An 18,386-nucleotide genomic window follows, 5' to 3' on the forward strand; every position below is an offset into this window, starting at 1 on the left:
ATTAAGCAAGTGACTTATTCCCACTCAATGGTCGCAGGTGGTTTTCCAGAAATATCGTAGACCACGCGGTTAATGCCTCTTACCTCATTAATAATGCGGTTAGACACTTTACCCAATAATGCATAAGGTAATTCTGCCCAGTGCGCAGTCATAAAGTCACTGGTAACTACCGCTCTAAGTGCAACAACATAATCATAAGTGCGGCCATCGCCCATCACGCCAACAGACTTAACCGGTAAAAATACCGCAAAAGCCTGGCTGGTGAGCGCATACCAGCTTTTATCTGTTTTTTCATCGATGGTGTTGCGTAACTCTTCAATGAAAATAGCATCTGCACGACGTAATAAATCGGCGAATTCAGTTTTGATTTCGCCTAAAATACGCACGCCCAAACCTGGGCCTGGGAAAGGGTGGCGATACACCATGTCATGCGGTAAGCCAAGCGCCACGCCCAATTCGCGCACTTCGTCTTTAAATAAATCGCGCAAAGGTTCTAATAATTTCAAGCCCAGCGTTTCAGGTAAGCCACCTACGTTGTGATGGCTTTTAATGGTGACGGCTTTTTTGGATTTTGCTCCGCCCGATTCGATCACATCCGGGTAAATCGTGCCCTGTGCAAGGAAGGTCGCACCCTTATGACCGCCAGTACCCGCTTTTAGTTTAGCTGCCTCAGCTTTGAATACCTCAACAAATTCGCGGCCGATAATTTTACGCTTGGCCTCAGGCTCACTGACGCCATTGAGGTGTCCCATAAATTGCGTAGTGGCATCCACGCGAATGACGTTCACATGTAAACGTCCGGCAAACATATCCATCACCATGTCGCCTTCATTTAAGCGCAGTAATCCGTGGTCTACAAACACGCAGGTAAGCTGGTCACCAATAGCGCGATGAATTAAAGCCGCAGCGACTGAAGAGTCTACGCCGCCAGATAGACCAAGGATCACTTCTTCATCGCCCACTTGGGCTTTAATCTTTGCTACAGCTTCCTTGATGTAGTCACCCATAATCCAGTCTGGTTTTACCTGGCAAATTTCCAACACGAAGCGCTCAAGCATGGCTTGCCCAAGTTTGGTATGCGTCACTTCTGGGTGAAATTGCACACCATAGAATTTGCGCTCTTCATCAGCAAATGCGGCGATTGGTGTTGTTTCGTTGCTGGCAATTACTTTAAAGTTGGGCGGTAATTCTGTGACTTTATCGCCATGGCTCATCCACACGTCAATTAAACCATGACCTTGTTCATTGCTACGATCTTGAATGTTACGGAAAAGTGCAGAATGGCCACGGGCGCGAATTTCAGCATGACCAAATTCACGTTTAGCACCAGCTTCCACCTTACCACCGAGTTGCTGCGCCATAGTTTGCATCCCGTAGCAAATACCTAAAACTGGAATGCCCAGTTCAAATACGGCTTGCGGTGCCGTATCTGTATCAGTTTCATAAACACTGGCGTGACTGCCTGAAAGAATAATGCCGTCTGCATTAAAGCTTTTAACAAAGTCATCGGAAACATCGCAAGGATGAATTTCGCAATACACATGCGCTTCACGCACGCGTCTGGCAATCAGTTGCGTTACTTGTGAGCCGAAATCGAGAATGAGGATTTTTGAATGGGACATGGTTAATCAATACTAAAAGTTAAGGGCAAATGGTTTTATCAATAAACCATTCGCCCTAATTTAAATAAATGAATCAATAAAATGCTAGTTAACTGTTTAAACTAGTCAATTCTGTAATTAGGCGCTTCTTTGGTAATTTGCACGTCATGCACATGCGACTCACGCATGCCTGCACTGGTGATTTGCACAAATGCTGCTTTTTCACGCATTTGTGTAATATCCGCCGCACCCACATAGCCCATGGATGCGCGTAAACCACCCATTAACTGGTGAATCACCGCTAATACACTGCCTTTGTAAGGCACGCGACCTTCAATGCCTTCTGGTACGAGTTTATCCGCATTGCCATTATTGTCCTGGAAATAGCGGTCGCTGGAGCCTTTTTGCATCGCGCCGATTGAACCCATGCCGCGATACGATTTGTAAGAACGGCCTTGGAACAATTCCACTTCACCGGGAGCCTCTTCAGTGCCTGCAAACATACCACCCAGCATAACTGAGTAAGCGCCAGCAGCGATGGCTTTTGAGATGTCGCCGGAGAAGCGAATGCCGCCATCGGCAATAAATGGAACGCCTGATCCACGCAAAGCCTCTTCTACATTACTAATGGCGGAGATTTGCGGAACACCAACACCAGCAACGATGCGGGTTGTACAGATTGAGCCTGGGCCAATACCTACTTTAACGCCATCTGCACCGGCATCTACAAGTGCTTTTGCCGCGTCGGCAGTGGCAATATTGCCGCCAATCACTTCAATGTGCGGATAATTTTTCTTCACCCAATTCACGCGATCTAAAACACCTTGTGAATGGCCATGTGCGGTATCAACCACAATGACATCGACACCAGCAGCAGCTAAAGCTGCCACGCGCTCTTCAGTTTCTGCACCGACACCAACTGCTGCGCCAACACGCAAACGGCCTTTACTATCTTTACATGCAAATGGATGATCATGTGATTTCTGGATATCTTTAACGGTGATCAAGCCTTTAAGTGTATCGACTTCATCAATCACCAATACGCGTTCTAAGCGATATTGGTGTAGCAGGCGAATCACTTCTTCTTTACTCGCGCCTTCGCGTACCGTAATTAAACGTGCGCGTGGCGTCATGATGTTGCTAATAGATTGGTCTAGATTTGTTTCGAATCGCAAATCACGATTGGTGACAATGCCGACTATTTTGTTGCCATCCACAACAGGCAGGCCGGATATTTTATGTTTATGTGTTAATGCTAAAACGTCGCGCACGGTCATGTGCGGCTGAATCGTCACGGGGTCATTGACAACGCCAGATTCAAAGCGTTTAACACGCGAGACATGTGCTGCTTGCTCGGCGGCTGTCATATTTTTATGAATAATGCCAAGACCGCCTTCTTGCGCCAATGCAATGGCTAACGGCGCTTCGGTAACAGTATCCATTGCGGCAGAAACTAGGGGGATATTAAGTTTAATGTTTCGGGTGAGTTGCGTACTCAGACTAACTTCGCGTGGCATGACCACTGAGTGCGCGGGAACGAGTAAAACATCATCAAAAGTAAGAGCTTGTTGCAGCAAACGCATGAGTCATCCTTATTTCCAAAACGAGATTATACCGATTTGCAACACTTATTAAAAGTTGAACCAGCAATTGTGTTAAGAAAGCTGTTAAAAATCATCCAATCATAGCTAAATTAAGCATAATTCCGTAAACTTAATGCGCATTGCTGGCATGATTTAGTATGGGATATGCTTAACAGGCTCAGCAAACGACATTCGTTAAAATAAATAAAATAACTAATAAGTTTATAAACCTAAGATTGGGAAAAGAAATGAAATTTGACCATTTAATATTAGCGTTAGCCGTTTGTATTGCATTGCCAACTTTAGGCCATGCGGAGCTTTATAAATGGAAGGACAAAAATGGGCAAACGCAATATACCGATACGCCACCGCCTTCTAATATCAAGATTGAAAATATGAGTGGTAAAAAAATCCATAGCCCAACAGGTAAGGAGCCATTATCTGCTGTCCCAAATCCGGAGTCCGTACCAGTAAGTGTGTCGCCGCCGCAAATGCCAACAGTAAGTGCGGAAGATGCTGCAGCAAAAATACGTCAAGAAAATGCTGAGAGAGAAAAGCAAAACAAGCAAGAAAAAGAAGCACAAGCAAAGCTTAAAGAAGAAAACTGTAAGGCAGCAAAAGCTAATCTCCAATCGTATGCACAAGGCGGACGTGTATACAAAATGAATGAGAAAGGTGAGCGAGAGTATTTGGATGATGCGGGATTAAAACAAGGTGCTGATAAAGCGCGCAGCGAAGTGGCGCAATATTGTAATTAATTTAGAAATCTTAAAAAAATAACTAATGCAGTGTTGATGCACTAGTTATTGCTTGATTTGTATTTAGCTAACAGACGTCCCATATCTATAGTAGTTAGCAGGCCCACTATTCCTAAAGAAGTTAAGGCGTAGTGGGCTTTGCAGAGCGCTAACTGGCAGCTAAGATATTAAAGGGGCGAGTTGTTTTGCAACTGGCTCCTGATATTGTAGCCTTAGAACTGTTTACGTTGTCCGCAGGCGAATGCTGTACCACTTGTGTCGGATGAGAAGGTGATTGTTGAGCCTTTTGGAAAGAATAAAACGTCGCCTGGCTCGCCTTTCACTTTTTGCTTGCCATCAGAAAAGTAAATGTGACCTTCTAGAATGACTTTTGCATCGTCGTAATCATAGTTGTACACCAGTGATTGACCCTTTTCGATTTTGAACAAACCGCACCAAATTGGAGCAGCTGGGCTGCTGCTTCCCACAATATCCTGAAAGTAAGCGTTAACGCCTGGTTCGTTCATAGAAGCGATTGGCTGACTTTTAGGGTTTTTGAAAAACTGAAGGCTTTTGCTTCCTTCTGGAACTGTGACGCCATGCGCAAATGATAAAGCAGAAAATAGTGCGATACCGGCTACAGTTAAAGACTTTGCTATTGATAACTTATTCATAACGATGCTCCTCTAAAAGATAATTTAAATGCCTTAAAAGCCAGCTTAATTAGTGCGGTGACACATGTTTAGCGATAAATTAGGACATTGGTGATATTTATACAGGGTAATTTATTACTTGTAAAGTAATAAATTACTTATTAAGTGATAATATGGCTGAACTATTTTATTTGGATAGTGTTTTATATTTATAATCATCTGAATTAATTAAAAGAATTGAGCTTAAGCAGTATGTCAAAAAGTAATAGTAAAAATGGTTTCTCTGAACGTTTGGCGGTGTTAATGCAGCAAAAGCAATTAACTTTTGCACAAATAGCAAACGCAGTTGGTAAATCCGCTCCCTCTGTACATCGATGGGCAAATGGAGGCGAAATTGATTATGAAAACTTAAGAGTACTAGCCAATTTTCTAGAGGTTAACTGGATTTGGCTTCGCTATGGGGATGATGCTATTCAAAGCATTCAAGATGTAGTTCAGGGGCAACGTCAAAGCGCGATGACAGATATAAGAAGAAAGTATCTGACTGACATTATGGAAAGCGAAGCGCGCATGAAGTTGACGCTTGAAATGGCCGGGGTTGTCTCTTGGGAGTGGAATGTATTAACTGGCTCAATAACCTTTAGTGACAATGCAAAGCAGGTTTTCGGTGTAGAACCTGAACAAATAAGAGCGAAGTTATTGCCTTTTGAAGAGATGCTGCTTGAAGATTTGATTGATCAGTTTGATGTTGCAACGCCACCCAACTGGGATTTTAGCTTAAATGATTCTAAAACTAACGAAGAGCGCTGGTTCAACTCTAGAGGCATGCTTGTTAGGGACTCTATGCAAAGACCATCAAAATTGATGGCAATTAGTGCGGATATCACAGATAGAAAGCGTGCTGAAAAGGCGCTGGAATTTAGCGATCTTATGATGAGAAACATGATTGATATTATTCCGGTAGGTTTATGTGGGGCAGATAAAGATGGGCACATACATCTTTTAAATCCAGAAGTGAAAAGGATTTGGGGCGGTGAAAGATATGTGGATCTGGATAAATACGGTGAGTACAAAGGCTGGAAAGAAGCGGATGGGAATGAACTAGGAGCTGAAGGTTGGGCTTTGGCGCGCGCGGTGAAGCACGGAGAGATTGTTGCTAAAGAAACTGTCAATATCCAAGCGTTTGATGGAGAGAAAAGAACTATCGTTATGTATGCAATGCCGTTGTTAGATGCGGATAAACAAATTGTCGGTGCGATAGAGGTTAACCAAGATATTACCGACGCTAAGAATTTAGAGCGCACTTATAAAATAGGCCTGCAAAATTGGGACGCTATTTTTTCTCAGGAAAGCTATGGCGTGATGGTGCTAAAAGGATCGAATCGCATTGAGGCTGTTAATAAAAAAATAGCGGAAATTTGCGGTAAAAATGAAGCTGAAATTTTAAAACGTGGATTAGAAATAATTTTTGGAGATGATACCTGCCAGCGAATCAGCGATCTTTTAAGCAAATTTAAAAAAGGAGTGGTTAGCACGCATAGGCTAACAGCTGAGGTGAAAAAACACTCATCAACCAGCAAGGCGTACACATTATTAGCTGGCGAGATTCTTGTGTTTGTGGATGCGCGAGATGAGAGTCGACTGAAAGCGACGGTGCTGATGTTGGATAGTTTTTAGTAACAGGACTGAAAATGCTTTCTTGTTTGTTTCATTATTTTTTATCGGTTGCACGCTTTCTACGCAAAGCTTTAGGGTCCGCAATTAATGGGCGATATATTTCGATTCTATCCAAGTGCCGAATATGAGCGTTTAACTTGGCAATCTTGCCAAAAACGCCCACCTTGTGCATATTTAAATCAATTTCTGGGAATTTTTGTAAGATACCTGAAGCGTGAATTGCTGCTTCAATGCTAGATTGTTGTGGCACTTGTACCGGGATAATCAGTTGATTATCCGATAGCGCATAAGCAACTTCTACAGTAATTAATGCATCATCCATATTTAACTTAACGTATTAGAATGCGCTATTTTGTTGCATATACCTTGTCGGCTCTGGCGACAAAACCATCCACAAAAGTATTAGCGATATGGCTGAATACAGGTGCGATTATTTTCTCTAACAAGTTATTTGCAAACTCATAATTTAATCTAAATTCAATTTTGCAGGCGTCTGGCCGCAACTCAATAAATTGCCAATGGCCGTCTAATTGTTTAAACGGGCCATCTTTTAATTTGATATCCATGTGGTGTGGAAATTGTTTCAGGTTTTGCGTGGTAAATTTTTGTTTTAAACCATGATAATTAATATGCAAAGTCGCACTAGTGCTTGTTTCCGTACGCTCCAGTAAATCAACCCCACCGCACCAAGGTAAAAATTTAGGATAATCTTCAACTGCATCCACCAGCGCATACATTTGTGCTGCGGAGTGCATTACTAAAACAGTTTTTTCAACCTTATTCATTCAGATTTTTTCTATTAGTCAGTTAGTCAAACTAGCGTAAAATACCATTTTAAGTCATAAATACGCCAATATTAGTAATATGAGCATTGCCCAAAATAAAAAAGCCTTTTTTGATTATTTTATCGAAGATAAATACGAAGCGGGGATTGTGCTGGAAGGCTGGGAAGTAAAAGCTATCCGCGACAATCGTGTCAACCTGAAAGAGGCCTATGTCATTATTCAACGTGGTGAAATTTACATCATTGGCTGCCATGTCACGCCATTGGGGGCCGCTTCTACACATGTTCGGCCAGATGCAATCAGAACGCGAAAGTTATTGTTACATGATGCGGAAATCATCAAGCTGATTGAAAAAGTAGATCGCGCAGGCTACACGATTGTGCCACTGGATATGCATTTTTCCAAAGGCCGCGTAAAAGTACAGATTGGCTTAGCCAAAGGTAAAAAGCAGCACGACAAGCGCGATACCGAAAAAACCAGAGATTGGGAGCGCGAAAAAGGCCGCATTATGCGCGCGCATAATAAATAGTTTTTGAACAATTTCAAGAATCCGGAATCAATAGAATACTGTTCAATAATAAGTTGCAAGGCTAATCAAACCAAATCAGCGTATAATTGAATTCTGTTTTGGGGCTGACCAGGTTTCGACGTGGGTTACAAAGCAGTGCAGGGCATACCGAGGCTCAGATTACCTCGTAAATACAGCTGAAACAAGTATAGTCGCAAACGACGAAACTTACGCTCTAGCAGCTTAGTCCTGCTAGACGCTGCACCATCTCTCCCGTGGGGTGGGTGGCCTTAAAACCATCGCAGCGTCATATACACGGGATACGTGAAGTGTTGGGTTACTTAGCACCTCATTAACCTTAAGGTAGCTCGCGTGCAAACTGCTTGTCTGTTGGTGTGTTGCACGTTAAATTAAACAACAAGGCTAAGTATGTAGAACTGTCTGTGGAGGATTTGCGGACGCGGGTTCGATTCCCGCCAGCTCCACCAATAAATAAAAAAGCCACTCTTTTGAGTGGCTTTTTTATTATGACTTTTGTTTTTCACCAATATGCGTTTGGCCACGCTTTTTAGCTAAAATCACTTGCTTCTGCCTTTCGGTCAAACTGGCGCGCTTTTCTTCGCTAATCGTGTTGTAGCAATATGGACACGAGATGCCAGGCGTATATTCTGCGCTCTCCATTTCAGCAGGAGAGAGTGGGTGGCGACAGGCATAGCATTGGTCAAACTCACCCACTTCCAAGTTGTGTTTAACTGCTACGCGCTGGTCAAATACAAAGCATTCACCTTGCCATAGGCTTTGCGCTTCTGGCACGGTTTCCAAATATTTTAAAATGCCGCCTTGCAGGTGATACACTTCTTCAAAGCCTTGATCCATCATGTAGCTACTGGCTTTTTCGCAACGAATGCCGCCCGTACAAAACATGGCGACTTTTTTGTGTTTGGTTTTATCTAGGTTTTTTGCCACGTACTCAGGAAACTCCCGAAACGTGGTGGTTTTTGGGTCAACTGCACCTTTAAAAGTACCAATGTCAACCTCGTAATCATTGCGCGTGTCGATTAAAATCACGTCTGGGTCACTGATTAACGCATTCCAATCTTGTGGTTTTACATAAGTGCCGACTAGCTTGGTTGGGCTAACGCCTGCAACGCCAAGCGTCACAATCTCTTTTTTCAGTTTTACTTTCATGCGGTAAAACGGATGTTCATCAGCAAAAGACTCTTTATGTTCTAAATCGCTAAAGCAGCCATTGAAAATGTGATCCTCACGCAAAAATTTAAGTACTGCGTTAATGTCATTTGGCAGTCCGGCAATCGTGCCGTTAATGCCTTCAGCAGCTAATAATATCGTGCCTTTAATATGATGTGCTTCGCAGGCGGCATGAATAGGGACTTGAAGAGCGGTGTAGTTAGGCAGGCTAACGAATTTATACAGCGCAGCAGTCAGATATTTTGCTTGGATATTGGGTTTTATTTCAGGCATGGCAATGCTTAACAATTACTAAAAAAGCTATTTTAACACCTACAATAATTAAGCAGAAACATTGGTGTTGCAAATAAGTATTTCGCCGTTGCCATTACACGCTAAATCGCCGGCATAACGCTGTACACGCAGATTTTTAAGTGCATTAAATGGCGTATTGAATGCGCTAAACGATTTGAAAAGTAAGGTTAAAAATGGCAGGGTGTGTGTGCCGCAGTCTTGAATCGTGGCAAGTAAGCTAGGTACTTTGGTCAGCAAAATTGTGCCGCGTTTCATGGCGAATCCAATGTTGCTCCCTATGTTGCCATAAATGCCGATTGTGCCGGCAATCATGCGACTGCCGCAATAATCACCAGCGTCGCCTGCAATTAAAATCAAGCCGCGCCGCATTTGATCGCCAACGCGGTCATTAGCATTGCCATGGCAAATGATATTGCCGCCACGCATATTTGCACCTAAAAAATCGCCACAGTCGCCTTCAATGGTGATTTGCCCACTTGTCATTTTATGGCCAATATAATCCAGTTGATGGTGCGTTTTTTTGAAAATAATATGATTGGCATCTGTTCCTGAAACATCAAAGCAATCGGCAATTTTTGGTGAGTTTTTAGTGTTAAGTAAGCTTAAATTTTCAATTTGAGCAACTGTTAAGTTAGCTAAGTTATTCGGCGTTAAACGGCGACAATCAACGTTGTGTGCTGAATTTGATTTAGACGTGAATGTCAGTGCAGTCATGATGAAGCGCTACCCATAATTTCATGTAATTTGAAATGATGCGGTCCCAGCTTTCCGCCATAATTGCCTGCGGAAATGCGCTTTACGCCGCTGGACTCACCTAAATCGCAAATAGCTTGGATGCCCACGCGCATGGATGTAGCGATGTCATCAAATGTTAGGCCATCAATCACAATTTCCATTACGCTTTCAATGTTGTCACTTAATTCACTATTCACTAAACCTTTTAATGTCGGGCAAAATGCATCATTGGTTGAGGCGAACATTTTTGGGTATTTGCTGCCAACTTTAGAGCCAGAACGCACCACACCACCAGGAAATGGCATGATGACATTGGGCACTTGTTTCATGGCTTCAATCGCGGTTTCTGCTGCGTGCAAAGCGGCGGGTTGTGAAGTGGCTAAAATTAAAAAGTTACCGCCACCAATCGCGCGCACCATACCAGTGGTTTCTTCAGTGAGAAATTCGCCGTCCATCACTGGAATGCGCCAATATCTTTTGCCATTAATTAGTTTGGAGGTTTGATAGCCATCGCCAAAGTAGCGCAAATTTTTACCTAAACTGATTTGATCGTCCGATTCAATACCTGCAAAAGCGGCTGCGGTCGGGCAGGTGAGAATACATTGACCCATACGGGTTTCCAGCTGTTGCATCAACACTTTGCTGCCCATGGCGAACATCAAAATACTAATACCTGGCCTGCCATCTGGTGTTTCATCTGCTGATAATTCACGCTCAATACCAGCTTCAACGCCGCAGCCAATTACACTGGTAGCAAATCCGGTCATGGCGTTGGCTGCGTGGTAAGCCCACTTGTGGTTTTGCGCGGTAATGAGTACACGCGTGCCACGCATATTAAAGGCCTCGGCAAAGGTGTCATCAATTTTAATAGAGTTAATAATCATGGTTGTTGCGTGATTAATTCGTATGATTGATGATGCCGCCGCGACCATCTTCGGCGATTTCATCATTCGATATCTTAAAGTTATCTAATTGAATCGTATGGTATTTATCGAAATATTGTTTTAAGCCTTGCTCTACACCAATATCAAATGCAGGTTTTGCGGTATGGGTTTTACCCCAAACCACTTTGACTACTTTGCCATCTTTTACAACCAGTTCACCATCTTTGAATACGTAGTCAGGCTTGGCAAACATAGCTTCGCGGTCAGATTGGTCGGTGTAAATGGTAATGTCTGCCGCGGCACCAGCACCTAAATGTCCGCGATCGTTTAGGCCGATTAGTTTGGCGGCGCCTGCACGCGTCATAATGGCAATTTCATACAGGCTATATTCGCGATTTAAACTGGTTAAGTTGCTCATGGCTTGCGCATCCAAATTCAGTTTGGCAAAAGCATCGTTTCGGAAACTCTTATCCATCAGCAAGCGAATCAAATGTGGATAGCTGGTAAATGGTGCGCCGTTTGGATGGTCGGTGGTTAAAAAGATGCGCCAGGGATCTTCAACTGATAGGAAAATTTCCAAGCCAATTGCCCATTGCAGTGCGTTAACATAGTTTTGATCTCGATATTTAAATGGCACTACGCCACAGCCTGCATCGCATTCAATATCCATAATCACCGATTTTTTAGGGTTCGCGAGTTTTGCGTTTAAGTGCTGCATCATACTATCGCCAGAAGCCGTGACAGTTTGGCCGAATAGAATTTGCCCAACATCAGCGGTGATATGTTTATTCCTATTCAGCGCTTCTGAAATCTGAGCAGCGGCGGATGAAAATTTCTTGTCACCTTCTGTGCCGTAGCTGTGAAATTGAATATGTGTCAAATGCATGGGTACACCGTCAGATGCGCCCATGGTATTAAGTGTGGTTTCAAAGTTACCGGCGGCGCCCAAATTATTGCAATGTACGTGCAAAGGTTTAGCGATGCCTAAATCATGCACGGCGCGGCTTAAACTTTTTAGAATTTGGCGTGGTGAAATTTGATAGTGGCTGTGATTTTCATCCAAATCTAATCGGCGTTGATTGAATTTAAAGGCCGAAATTCCACCAGGATTAACCACTTTAATGCCGATTGCCTGTGTCGCATGTAGTGTCCAGGCCACATAGTCGTTAATCGCCTTTTGATCGGCGTTGCTACTTAATAGACGCAAAAAGTAGTCATCATTACCCAGCATGGCATAGCCGCCTTTATCTATCATCGGCGTGTCGGCCATTTCCAGATGTGCCTGACGGGCGTTAATCGGCAAAATCGCCGGCTCGAAAGCGGCGGTATAACCCATTTCGATATATCTAAAACCAGTGTCACTGGTGTTGGGAGTTGCATGATGACTGCAGTTTGGCGTGCAGATATGCGCCTCAGGCTCGCTATAATTCTTTGTTTCCTGAAATTCAGGCAACATCATGCGCGCAATATTGACCTTGCCGCCGCCAATATGGCTGTGCATGTCAATTGCGCCAGCCATCACGATTTTTCCAGCTAAATCAAAAGTTTGGCTTATTTTTTCATGACTGGCTGGTTTGGCAATAATTTTGCCGTTGCGAATGTAAATGTCCTGAACCACGCCATCTGCGCCCATGACTGGGCAATAAATTCTGCCGTTTTTTAAATGCGTAATCACTAAAGCAAACCCTCAATCTGGCGTGCAATTTCACTTAATGTCGGTAAATTATTTTCGCGTATTTTTTTTAATGGCAGAATCACAGCCGAATCCACTCTAAATAATGTGCCGCTGCAATCTAATCCCGGCGTGGTTACAGGGATAAATACATCAGGGGTTTGTTCGAATTTTGTATTGGCATTGCCTAAAACAATCAACGGATGCTTTGTTTTTTCTGGCAATTTTTTAGCATTAAAACTATTAATCCAAACTAACGCATCGTGTTCGATGTTGTCATTGTTCAGACTGAAACCACTTAACCAAGTGCTTGCATTGTTCGCAGATGTATCGCCATCGCTGCCACCCAATGATAAGCCTGCTGCGCGACCTGTGCGGTTGCTATCATTTTGATTAAGTAAAGTCACTGTTTCAGTAATGCTTTGAATCGTGAGTGCTGCATGCGGAAAATCTAGGTCTTTCGCAATCCAAGCCAGCACAGCATATTTGGCTTGTCTCAATTTATCAGCTACTGCGATTAAATCACTTATTTGGATGCCTGCTACGTTTTGCGCTTTAAGGTTTTTACCCATGATTAAAGCGCGTAATACCGCTAATATTTCAGGCAAATCAGATTTGCTGCAATTGACTGATTCTGGCTGTCTGCCATCTGGTGAAATGCCTGCTTTAGTATTGAGATTTTCACCAATATAAATCACTTCACGTTTACCAGAATCCGTAAACATGGCATCTGATTTTTGATTGTTTAACCAAACAAAACGCTCAAAAAATCGCGTGTTGTGGGAAATAATATCGGTGCCAATACACACAATTACATCCGCGCGATTCTTCACTTCAGTCAGTGTGGTCGTTTGCCAGCCGGAACTTTGCAACACTGCCATATTACGCGCCATACTTTGTGCATTGATGTGTTGTAAGTTGCCATTGGTTTTGTTGGCAAGATTATAAATGGCACGAAAGCCCTGCACGTCGGTACTTAAACCTGCAAATAAAGGATTTTTGCTGGCTTTTAATAAACTTGCGGCGTGTGAAATCGCTTGTTTTAAGGTGGTCGATTCACCATTGATTTTTGGTGAGTCATCACTTAAAGCTTGCTCAAAAAACTGAATGCTTTTTGGGCAAGCTGTATTTAAAACACGGATGCGTGATTGCTTAATCTCAACTGACACATTGTCGCACAACAAGCCACAAGCAGGGCAGGTGACGATTGTCGTGCTGGGGTTATTTGGTGCATTGTCTTGCGTTATTTCCATGACGAGATTTTGCCACAATTCGTGCTAGTCATGCTTTTAACTTTCAGGTGATACCGTTAAAATGGGTTCAATCTATTATTCTGATCGCAAAATCGCATGCAAATTATTACCGAAAATTTAACCAACGTTGCACATGTGATTCAACTAGCCGTTGCACCTGTATTCTTACTAACTGGCATCGGTGCCGTTTTGAGTGTGCTGACAGGCCGACTTGGTCGAATAGTCGACCGTTATAGAGTGCTTAACGAAGCGGAGATCGCACTGCCGCAAAACAAATTAAGCGAGTTATCCATATTGTCCGTTCGCGCATCGTGGGTGCATTGGGCAATCACGTTGTGCACCGCATCTGCCTTATTTGTTTCGCTGGTCATTGGCGCTTTATTTGTAGGTGCAGTGGTTCACATTGACCCATCACGGATCGTTTCAATTTTATTTATTGTTACCATGGCAAGCTTGATTATTGGCTTAGGTTGTTTTCTGCGTGAGATATCGTTGTCGGTACATATTTTTGATGTGAATAAAGGCAATGCTCGAAAATCACCGAAAAATTTAAAGAACTAAAAATTAAATTAAGTGAATTAAATAAAAAAGAGGCTATAGCCTCTTTTTTATTTAACAGAAATCCAGTAGTTACTTTCTACCACATTTTGCTGGCTTGGCAGACTCAATCTCTTTCACTACGCCTTTTTTGTGCTCAACTTCAACACATGAGCCCACAACCAACGGACCGTGATCATTGTCGATTTTTGTTTTATCCGTTACTTCAACCTGCTGGCCACTCACAACCCAAATGCCAGGGTTTTCAGTTGGGCGGCTTTCAATAGTGCCATAAAACTCTTCATCGGCAAAAGCTGGGCTACTTAATGCAAAGCAGCTGATAGCAATGAACAAGCTCGATTTTAATGAAAAAAGTGGATTGGTTTTTGCAGTATTCATATCATTCTCCTAAATTTAAGCGGGGAATCAGTTTTAATTTTGAAACTGAAGTGTGATATGAATGTTAGTCAGCATTGCTGATGCTGCGTATAGGATAGATGTGGATTGTGATGTAGGAATTGATGAAGTAATAAAGCAAGTCGGAAATGACAAATAGATAAGCATGTTTTTAAGATTAATCATTCGCAAAACTTTTTTATAATGCGGCATTGTTTTTTTGTGGTTTATCAAATCCGTCAAAAATGCTAAAATCTACGCCTTTCTAAGTAGTTATTTTAATTATTTATTTTTGGAAAACTTTTTTAATTATTGGAGTACAGAATGGCAGTAGAACGCACCCTTAGCATTATCAAACCAGACGCAGTAGCAAAAAACGTAATTGGCCAGATTTATACGCGTTTTGAAAACGCTGGTTTAAAAATTGTTGAAGCCAAAATGGTTCAATTGACTAAAGCTGAGGCTGAAGGTTTTTACGCTGTGCACGCAGCACGTCCATTTTTCAACGATTTAGTTAAATTCATGATTTCTGGTCCTGTGATGATTCAAGCGTTAGAAGGCGAAGGCGCTGTATTGAAAAACCGTGATTTAATGGGCGCAACAAATCCTAAAGAAGCCGCTGCTGGTACGATTCGCGCTGATTTTGCTGAAAGCATTGATGCAAATGCAGTGCATGGTTCAGACTCTGCAGAGAATGCGGCCATCGAAATTAAATACTTCTTCGGCTAAATAATTCAATCTTCGTCATTATGCTGCGTTGCGAATAAAAGATAATTTCCTTACATACTTTCATGTGTGTCTCGCTATTATTTTTTATTCACTCTTGACCTAATTTAGAAGTTTGAATTCTTTGAACATAAGAAAAGGTTTAACTAATTGATTAATTTATTGAATTTTAATCAACCGCAACTCGCCGATTACTTTGCAAGTATCGGTGAGAAACCTTTTCGCGCCAAGCAGTTGATGCGCTGGATGCATCATTTTGGTGTGCACGATTTTGCGCAGATGACGGATATTGCCAAAAGTTTGCGTGAGAAGTTAGCCGTTAATTCTGAAATTGTTTTGCCGAATGTGCAGTTGGAACAGGTATCCAACGACGGCACACGCAAGTGGTTAATCGGTACGGATGACCTTAAAACCGGTGCGGCCAGCAGTGTTGAAACGGTATTTATTCCTGAAGATGACCGTGGTACTTTGTGCATCTCCAGCCAGGTGGGTTGTGCGCTGGCTTGTACGTTTTGCAGTACAGGCGCGCAGGGTTTTAACCGCAATTTAAGTGTGTCGGAAATTATCGGCCAGTTGGCGATTGCCAATAAGTCACTACGCAGTGAATCTGGATACGATTTGCTTTCTGCTAATGACCGCATCATTTCAAATGTGGTGATGATGGGCATGGGCGAGCCGCTGACGAACTACGATAATGTTGTCACCGCCATGCAGATCATGCTGGATGACAGTGCCTATGGTTTAAGTCGCCGTCGCGTCACGCTTTCCACATCTGGCATTGTGCCTGCAATGGATAGGTTAAAAGAAGATTGTCCTGTGGCATTGGCCGTTTCATTACATGCGCCTAATGATGCCTTGCGTGATGTGATTGTGCCAATCAATAAAAAATACCCGATTAAAGAACTGATGGCAGCTTGTAATCGCTATTTAGAAAAAGCGCCGCGTGATTTTGTAACATTTGAATATGTGATGCTGGACGGTGTGAATGATACGGTCGAGCATGCGCATCAATTGCTGGATGTGATTAAAACTGTGCCGTGCAAGCTGAATTTGATTCCGTTTAATCCGTTTCCAAATAGTGGATACGAAACCTCAAAGCCTAGTCATATTCGCGTGTTTCGTGATATTTTAATGCAGGCGGGTTATATCGTAACCGTGCGCAAAACGCGCGGCGATGATATTGACGCGGCTTGCGGGCAGTTGGCGGGCAAGGTGTTAGATAAAACGAAGCGGTCACTTAAAAATATTCCAATAGAGGTGGTTGCATGATGGTGAATTTAATCAAGATTAGAAGTTCGATGAAAATGTTTGTGCTTGGATTGCTAATGATCTTGCCGCTTGCTGCTTGTGTCACAAACCCACAAACCAGTAATCAAGGTATTTATAGCGAAACTGCCATTACTGAACGCGCGCGCGCGCACAGTGATTTAGCTGCCGCCTATTTGCAGCAGAATAAATATGAAATCGCACTGAATGAATTTACAATCGCCACGCAAATCGACCCTGCTTATTCACCAGCCTATAATGGACTGGCTTTAGTGCAATCGGCTTTGGGTGAAGATGCTAAAGCCGATGCTAACTTCAAAAAAGCGATCCAGCTTAAGCCTAACAGTTCAGAATCACATAACAATTATGGTAGTTTTTTATGTGCCAGAAAGCGTTATGATGAATCGATCATTCATTTTCTGGAAGCAGTAAAAAACCCGCTTTATACAACGCCGAATCTGGCGTATGCCAATGCTGGTATTTGTTCCGCGCGTAAAAACGATATTAAAAATGCTGAGCTTTATTTGAACAAGGCCTTGCAGATACAACCATTAACTTATTCTGCTGCTTATCAGTTGGCAGATATCCAATTTAAACGCGGAGATGTAGTTACAGCAAAATCTACCTTACAAAATGTTCTGGTAGCTGCACCAAGCCCTGAATCATTATGGTTGGGCATTAAAATTGAGCGTGTTTTAGGTGGGCGAGATAATGAGGCCAGTTATGCATTGCAGTTGCGCCAACAGTACCCAAACTCTGAACAAACTAGCTTATTATTAAGCGGTCAATAATCATTTGCTAAACTCAGAGCGATAAATATAGGGCGATAATATGGCACGTAAAAATACCGATAATGTAGATGTGAAGCAAGCACCTGAACAGGCTAACGTAAGCGAAAACTTAGCATCATCTACTGCTGACGCTAATCAGGCGGAATACTTGGCTTATTCACGTTCGCGTTGCGGTGGCGCGTTACGAATCGCGCGTGAAAAGCAAGGCTTGTCATTAAATGATGTAACGAGCCGGCTTAAGATCAGCAATAAACAGATTGAAGCGATTGAGGCGGATAATTTTACGGCTTTGCCTGAATCAACGATTGTGAAGGGATTTATTCGCAATTATGCCAAATTGCTTAAGCTGGATGCCGGACCTCTATTGGATGCTTATAACGTATTGGTGCCAAGTAAAGAACCATTGGCTTTTACGATTAAACCTAGTTCCACCATGAAAGTGGGTGGATATAAAAAACCTAAAACAGGACGTTATATTGTATTCAGTGTGTTGCTGGCATTAGCATTGGCAACATGGCTTTTTTATCAGCATTACATTGAAAAACCTAGCCCAACTGCACCTATAGCCGGCACAGAAAAATTAGAACCTTTGCCGGAACAAGCCTTACCAGCGGTGGAGCGAATGGAGCAATCCACTGAGATTGCATTGCCACCAGCGACTGTTGATTCTCTGAATGCGCCACAGTCTACGAATTCGCCCGACTCTTTAAATGCGCCTCAAGCGGCATTAACACCGAACTCTTCTGCTACAGCTAATGCACAGTTAATGCTAAATCCTAACGCGGCATCAGCCAGTACGCCAGTCGTTGACCAAAGGGGGACTCGCTTGGAGCTTGCAGCTAGTCAGGAAACCTGGGTGAGTGTTGTGGATGCCAAAGGCAAACAGGTGTATAGCAAAATCATTTTTGCCGGTGGACGCGAAACGGTCGAGGCTAAAACTCCTTTAGAATTGGTGATTGGCAACGCGATTGGCACTACTTTGATGGTGAACGGAAAGTCTGTTGATCTGGCTCCGCATACGCGTGTAAATGTAGCGCGGCTTAAATTAGAATAACTTTTTAGAATTATTGGAATTGTAG

The 18,386-nt window shown here is 42.9% G+C and carries 19 protein-coding genes and 1 other RNA gene; 9 read left to right on the top strand and 11 right to left on the bottom strand.

Translation table 11 applies throughout. The features are described 5' to 3' along the window. Nucleotides 1-14: 14 nt before the first annotated feature. Nucleotides 15-1,622 carry a glutamine-hydrolyzing GMP synthase gene (gene guaA, locus K370_RS00535; RefSeq protein ID WP_047536856.1) on the bottom strand — a complete coding sequence of 536 codons (1,608 nt, stop codon included), beginning with the start codon at nt 1,620-1,622 and terminating at the stop codon, nt 15-17. Between the two features lie 101 nt (nt 1,623-1,723). Continuing rightward, nucleotides 1,724-3,184: an IMP dehydrogenase gene (guaB, locus tag K370_RS00540; protein WP_047536859.1), complete on the bottom strand. Its 1,461-nt coding sequence runs from the start codon at nt 3,182-3,184 to the stop codon at nt 1,724-1,726. 248 nt (nt 3,185-3,432) lie between these two features. On the opposite strand from guaB, the gene K370_RS00545 reads away from it, so the two are divergent. Continuing rightward, nucleotides 3,433-3,942, top strand: a complete 510-nt coding sequence (locus tag K370_RS00545; RefSeq protein WP_047536862.1) for a DUF4124 domain-containing protein — start codon at nt 3,433-3,435, stop codon at nt 3,940-3,942. 212 nt (nt 3,943-4,154) lie between these two features. On the opposite strand, the gene K370_RS00550 is transcribed toward K370_RS00545, so the two are convergent. Continuing rightward, nucleotides 4,155-4,595: a cupin domain-containing protein gene (locus K370_RS00550; RefSeq protein ID WP_047536864.1), complete on the bottom strand. Its 441-nt coding sequence runs from the start codon at nt 4,593-4,595 to the stop codon at nt 4,155-4,157. A gap of 231 nt (nt 4,596-4,826) precedes the next feature. Here K370_RS00550 and K370_RS11830 point away from each other — a divergent pair, with 231 nt between their 5' ends. Beyond that, nucleotides 4,827-6,251, top strand: coding sequence for a PAS domain-containing protein (locus tag K370_RS11830; protein ID WP_052185116.1), 1,425 nt, complete (start codon nt 4,827-4,829; stop codon nt 6,249-6,251). A gap of 34 nt (nt 6,252-6,285) precedes the next feature. On the opposite strand, the gene K370_RS00560 is transcribed toward K370_RS11830, so the two are convergent. Both K370_RS00560 and K370_RS00565 read right to left on the bottom strand, forming a co-directional pair. Then, nucleotides 6,286-6,573, bottom strand: coding sequence for an RnfH family protein (locus K370_RS00560; RefSeq protein ID WP_047536866.1), 288 nt, complete (start codon nt 6,571-6,573; stop codon nt 6,286-6,288). A gap of 25 nt (nt 6,574-6,598) precedes the next feature. Beyond that, nucleotides 6,599-7,036 (bottom strand): type II toxin-antitoxin system RatA family toxin, encoded by a 438-nt coding sequence (locus tag K370_RS00565; RefSeq protein WP_047536868.1) that lies wholly within the window; start codon nt 7,034-7,036, stop codon nt 6,599-6,601. Between the two features lie 70 nt (nt 7,037-7,106). On the opposite strand from K370_RS00565, the gene smpB reads away from it, so the two are divergent. Beyond that, the gene (gene smpB / locus K370_RS00570; RefSeq protein ID WP_268747047.1) at nt 7,107-7,565 is read left to right on the top strand and encodes an SsrA-binding protein SmpB; all 459 of its coding nucleotides are present in this window, start codon (nt 7,107-7,109) and stop codon (nt 7,563-7,565) included. Nucleotides 7,566-7,665: 100 nt separating this feature from the next. After that, nucleotides 7,666-8,032, top strand: a transfer-messenger RNA (tmRNA) gene (gene ssrA / locus K370_RS11940). Between the two features lie 37 nt (nt 8,033-8,069). Here ssrA and K370_RS00575 read toward each other — a convergent pair. The 5 genes from K370_RS00575 to K370_RS00595 are packed head-to-tail and all read right to left on the bottom strand — an operon-like array spanning nt 8,070 to nt 13,591. Continuing rightward, on the bottom strand, nt 8,070-9,026 hold the full coding sequence (locus tag K370_RS00575; protein ID WP_047536873.1) for a rhodanese-related sulfurtransferase: 957 nt from the start codon (nt 9,024-9,026) through the stop codon (nt 8,070-8,072). Nucleotides 9,027-9,074: 48 nt separating this feature from the next. Then, nucleotides 9,075-9,761 carry a formylmethanofuran dehydrogenase gene (locus K370_RS00580; protein WP_047536876.1) on the bottom strand — a complete coding sequence of 229 codons (687 nt, stop codon included), beginning with the start codon at nt 9,759-9,761 and terminating at the stop codon, nt 9,075-9,077. After that, the gene (gene fhcD / locus K370_RS00585) at nt 9,758-10,666 is read right to left on the bottom strand and encodes a formylmethanofuran--tetrahydromethanopterin N-formyltransferase (RefSeq protein ID WP_047536879.1); all 909 of its coding nucleotides are present in this window, start codon (nt 10,664-10,666) and stop codon (nt 9,758-9,760) included. Before fhcD ends, K370_RS00580 begins: the two co-directional genes overlap by 4 nt. Before the next feature lie 13 nt (nt 10,667-10,679). Beyond that, entirely contained in the window at nt 10,680-12,341 is a 1,662-nt protein-coding gene (locus tag K370_RS00590; RefSeq protein WP_047536882.1) for a formylmethanofuran dehydrogenase subunit A, read from the bottom strand. Continuing rightward, a complete protein-coding gene (locus K370_RS00595; RefSeq protein WP_235272641.1) occupies nt 12,341-13,591 on the bottom strand; it encodes a formylmethanofuran dehydrogenase in 1,251 nt (416 codons plus the stop codon). Before K370_RS00595 ends, K370_RS00590 begins: the two co-directional genes overlap by 1 nt. Before the next feature lie 96 nt (nt 13,592-13,687). On the opposite strand from K370_RS00595, the gene K370_RS00600 reads away from it, so the two are divergent. Further along, complete coding sequence (locus tag K370_RS00600; RefSeq protein WP_047536892.1) at nt 13,688-14,152, top strand: DUF2721 domain-containing protein; 465 nt, start codon at nt 13,688-13,690, stop codon at nt 14,150-14,152. Nucleotides 14,153-14,221: 69 nt separating this feature from the next. Here K370_RS00600 and K370_RS00605 read toward each other — a convergent pair whose 3' ends face one another. Beyond that, nucleotides 14,222-14,527, bottom strand: coding sequence for a DUF5666 domain-containing protein (locus K370_RS00605; protein ID WP_047536894.1), 306 nt, complete (start codon nt 14,525-14,527; stop codon nt 14,222-14,224). Nucleotides 14,528-14,848: 321 nt separating this feature from the next. Here K370_RS00605 and ndk point away from each other — a divergent pair, with 321 nt between their 5' ends. From ndk to K370_RS00625, 4 genes are all read left to right on the top strand, one after another. Then, a complete protein-coding gene (ndk, locus tag K370_RS00610; RefSeq protein ID WP_047536897.1) occupies nt 14,849-15,253 on the top strand; it encodes a nucleoside-diphosphate kinase in 405 nt (134 codons plus the stop codon). 147 nt (nt 15,254-15,400) lie between these two features. After that, the gene (rlmN, locus tag K370_RS00615) at nt 15,401-16,519 is read left to right on the top strand and encodes a 23S rRNA (adenine(2503)-C(2))-methyltransferase RlmN (RefSeq protein WP_047536905.1); all 1,119 of its coding nucleotides are present in this window, start codon (nt 15,401-15,403) and stop codon (nt 16,517-16,519) included. Beyond that, on the top strand, nt 16,516-17,307 hold the full coding sequence (gene pilW / locus K370_RS00620; protein ID WP_047536908.1) for a type IV pilus biogenesis/stability protein PilW: 792 nt from the start codon (nt 16,516-16,518) through the stop codon (nt 17,305-17,307). Before rlmN ends, pilW begins: the two co-directional genes overlap by 4 nt. Nucleotides 17,308-17,347: 40 nt before the next feature. Next, nucleotides 17,348-18,361, top strand: a complete 1,014-nt coding sequence (locus K370_RS00625) for a helix-turn-helix domain-containing protein (RefSeq protein ID WP_047536915.1) — start codon at nt 17,348-17,350, stop codon at nt 18,359-18,361. Nucleotides 18,362-18,386: the final 25 nt, after the last annotated feature.

Origin of the sequence: Methylotenera versatilis 7 (genome assembly GCF_000799165.1) — a bacterium.
Lineage (GTDB): Bacteria > Pseudomonadota > Gammaproteobacteria > Burkholderiales > Methylophilaceae > Methylotenera_A > Methylotenera_A versatilis_A.

Coding starts and splice junctions, on each gene's coding strand:
- fhcD (WP_047536879.1), bottom strand. CDS start 10,666: ATGATTATTAACTCTATTAAAATTGATGACACCTTTGCCGAGGCCTTT.
- K370_RS00550 (WP_047536864.1), bottom strand. CDS start 4,595: ATGAATAAGTTATCAATAGCAAAGTCTTTAACTGTAGCCGGTATCGCA.
- K370_RS00545 (WP_047536862.1), top strand. CDS start 3,433: ATGAAATTTGACCATTTAATATTAGCGTTAGCCGTTTGTATTGCATTG.
- K370_RS00565 (WP_047536868.1), bottom strand. CDS start 7,036: ATGAATAAGGTTGAAAAAACTGTTTTAGTAATGCACTCCGCAGCACAA.
- K370_RS00595 (WP_235272641.1), bottom strand. CDS start 13,591: ATGGAAATAACGCAAGACAATGCACCAAATAACCCCAGCACGACAATC.
- K370_RS00560 (WP_047536866.1), bottom strand. CDS start 6,573: ATGGATGATGCATTAATTACTGTAGAAGTTGCTTATGCGCTATCGGAT.
- ndk (WP_047536897.1), top strand. CDS start 14,849: ATGGCAGTAGAACGCACCCTTAGCATTATCAAACCAGACGCAGTAGCA.
- K370_RS00575 (WP_047536873.1), bottom strand. CDS start 9,026: ATGCCTGAAATAAAACCCAATATCCAAGCAAAATATCTGACTGCTGCG.
- K370_RS00580 (WP_047536876.1), bottom strand. CDS start 9,761: ATGACTGCACTGACATTCACGTCTAAATCAAATTCAGCACACAACGTT.
- K370_RS00625 (WP_047536915.1), top strand. CDS start 17,348: ATGGCACGTAAAAATACCGATAATGTAGATGTGAAGCAAGCACCTGAA.
- guaB (WP_047536859.1), bottom strand. CDS start 3,184: ATGCGTTTGCTGCAACAAGCTCTTACTTTTGATGATGTTTTACTCGTT.
- K370_RS00605 (WP_047536894.1), bottom strand. CDS start 14,527: ATGAATACTGCAAAAACCAATCCACTTTTTTCATTAAAATCGAGCTTG.
- pilW (WP_047536908.1), top strand. CDS start 16,516: ATGATGGTGAATTTAATCAAGATTAGAAGTTCGATGAAAATGTTTGTG.
- guaA (WP_047536856.1), bottom strand. CDS start 1,622: ATGTCCCATTCAAAAATCCTCATTCTCGATTTCGGCTCACAAGTAACG.
- K370_RS00600 (WP_047536892.1), top strand. CDS start 13,688: ATGCAAATTATTACCGAAAATTTAACCAACGTTGCACATGTGATTCAA.
- K370_RS11830 (WP_052185116.1), top strand. CDS start 4,827: ATGTCAAAAAGTAATAGTAAAAATGGTTTCTCTGAACGTTTGGCGGTG.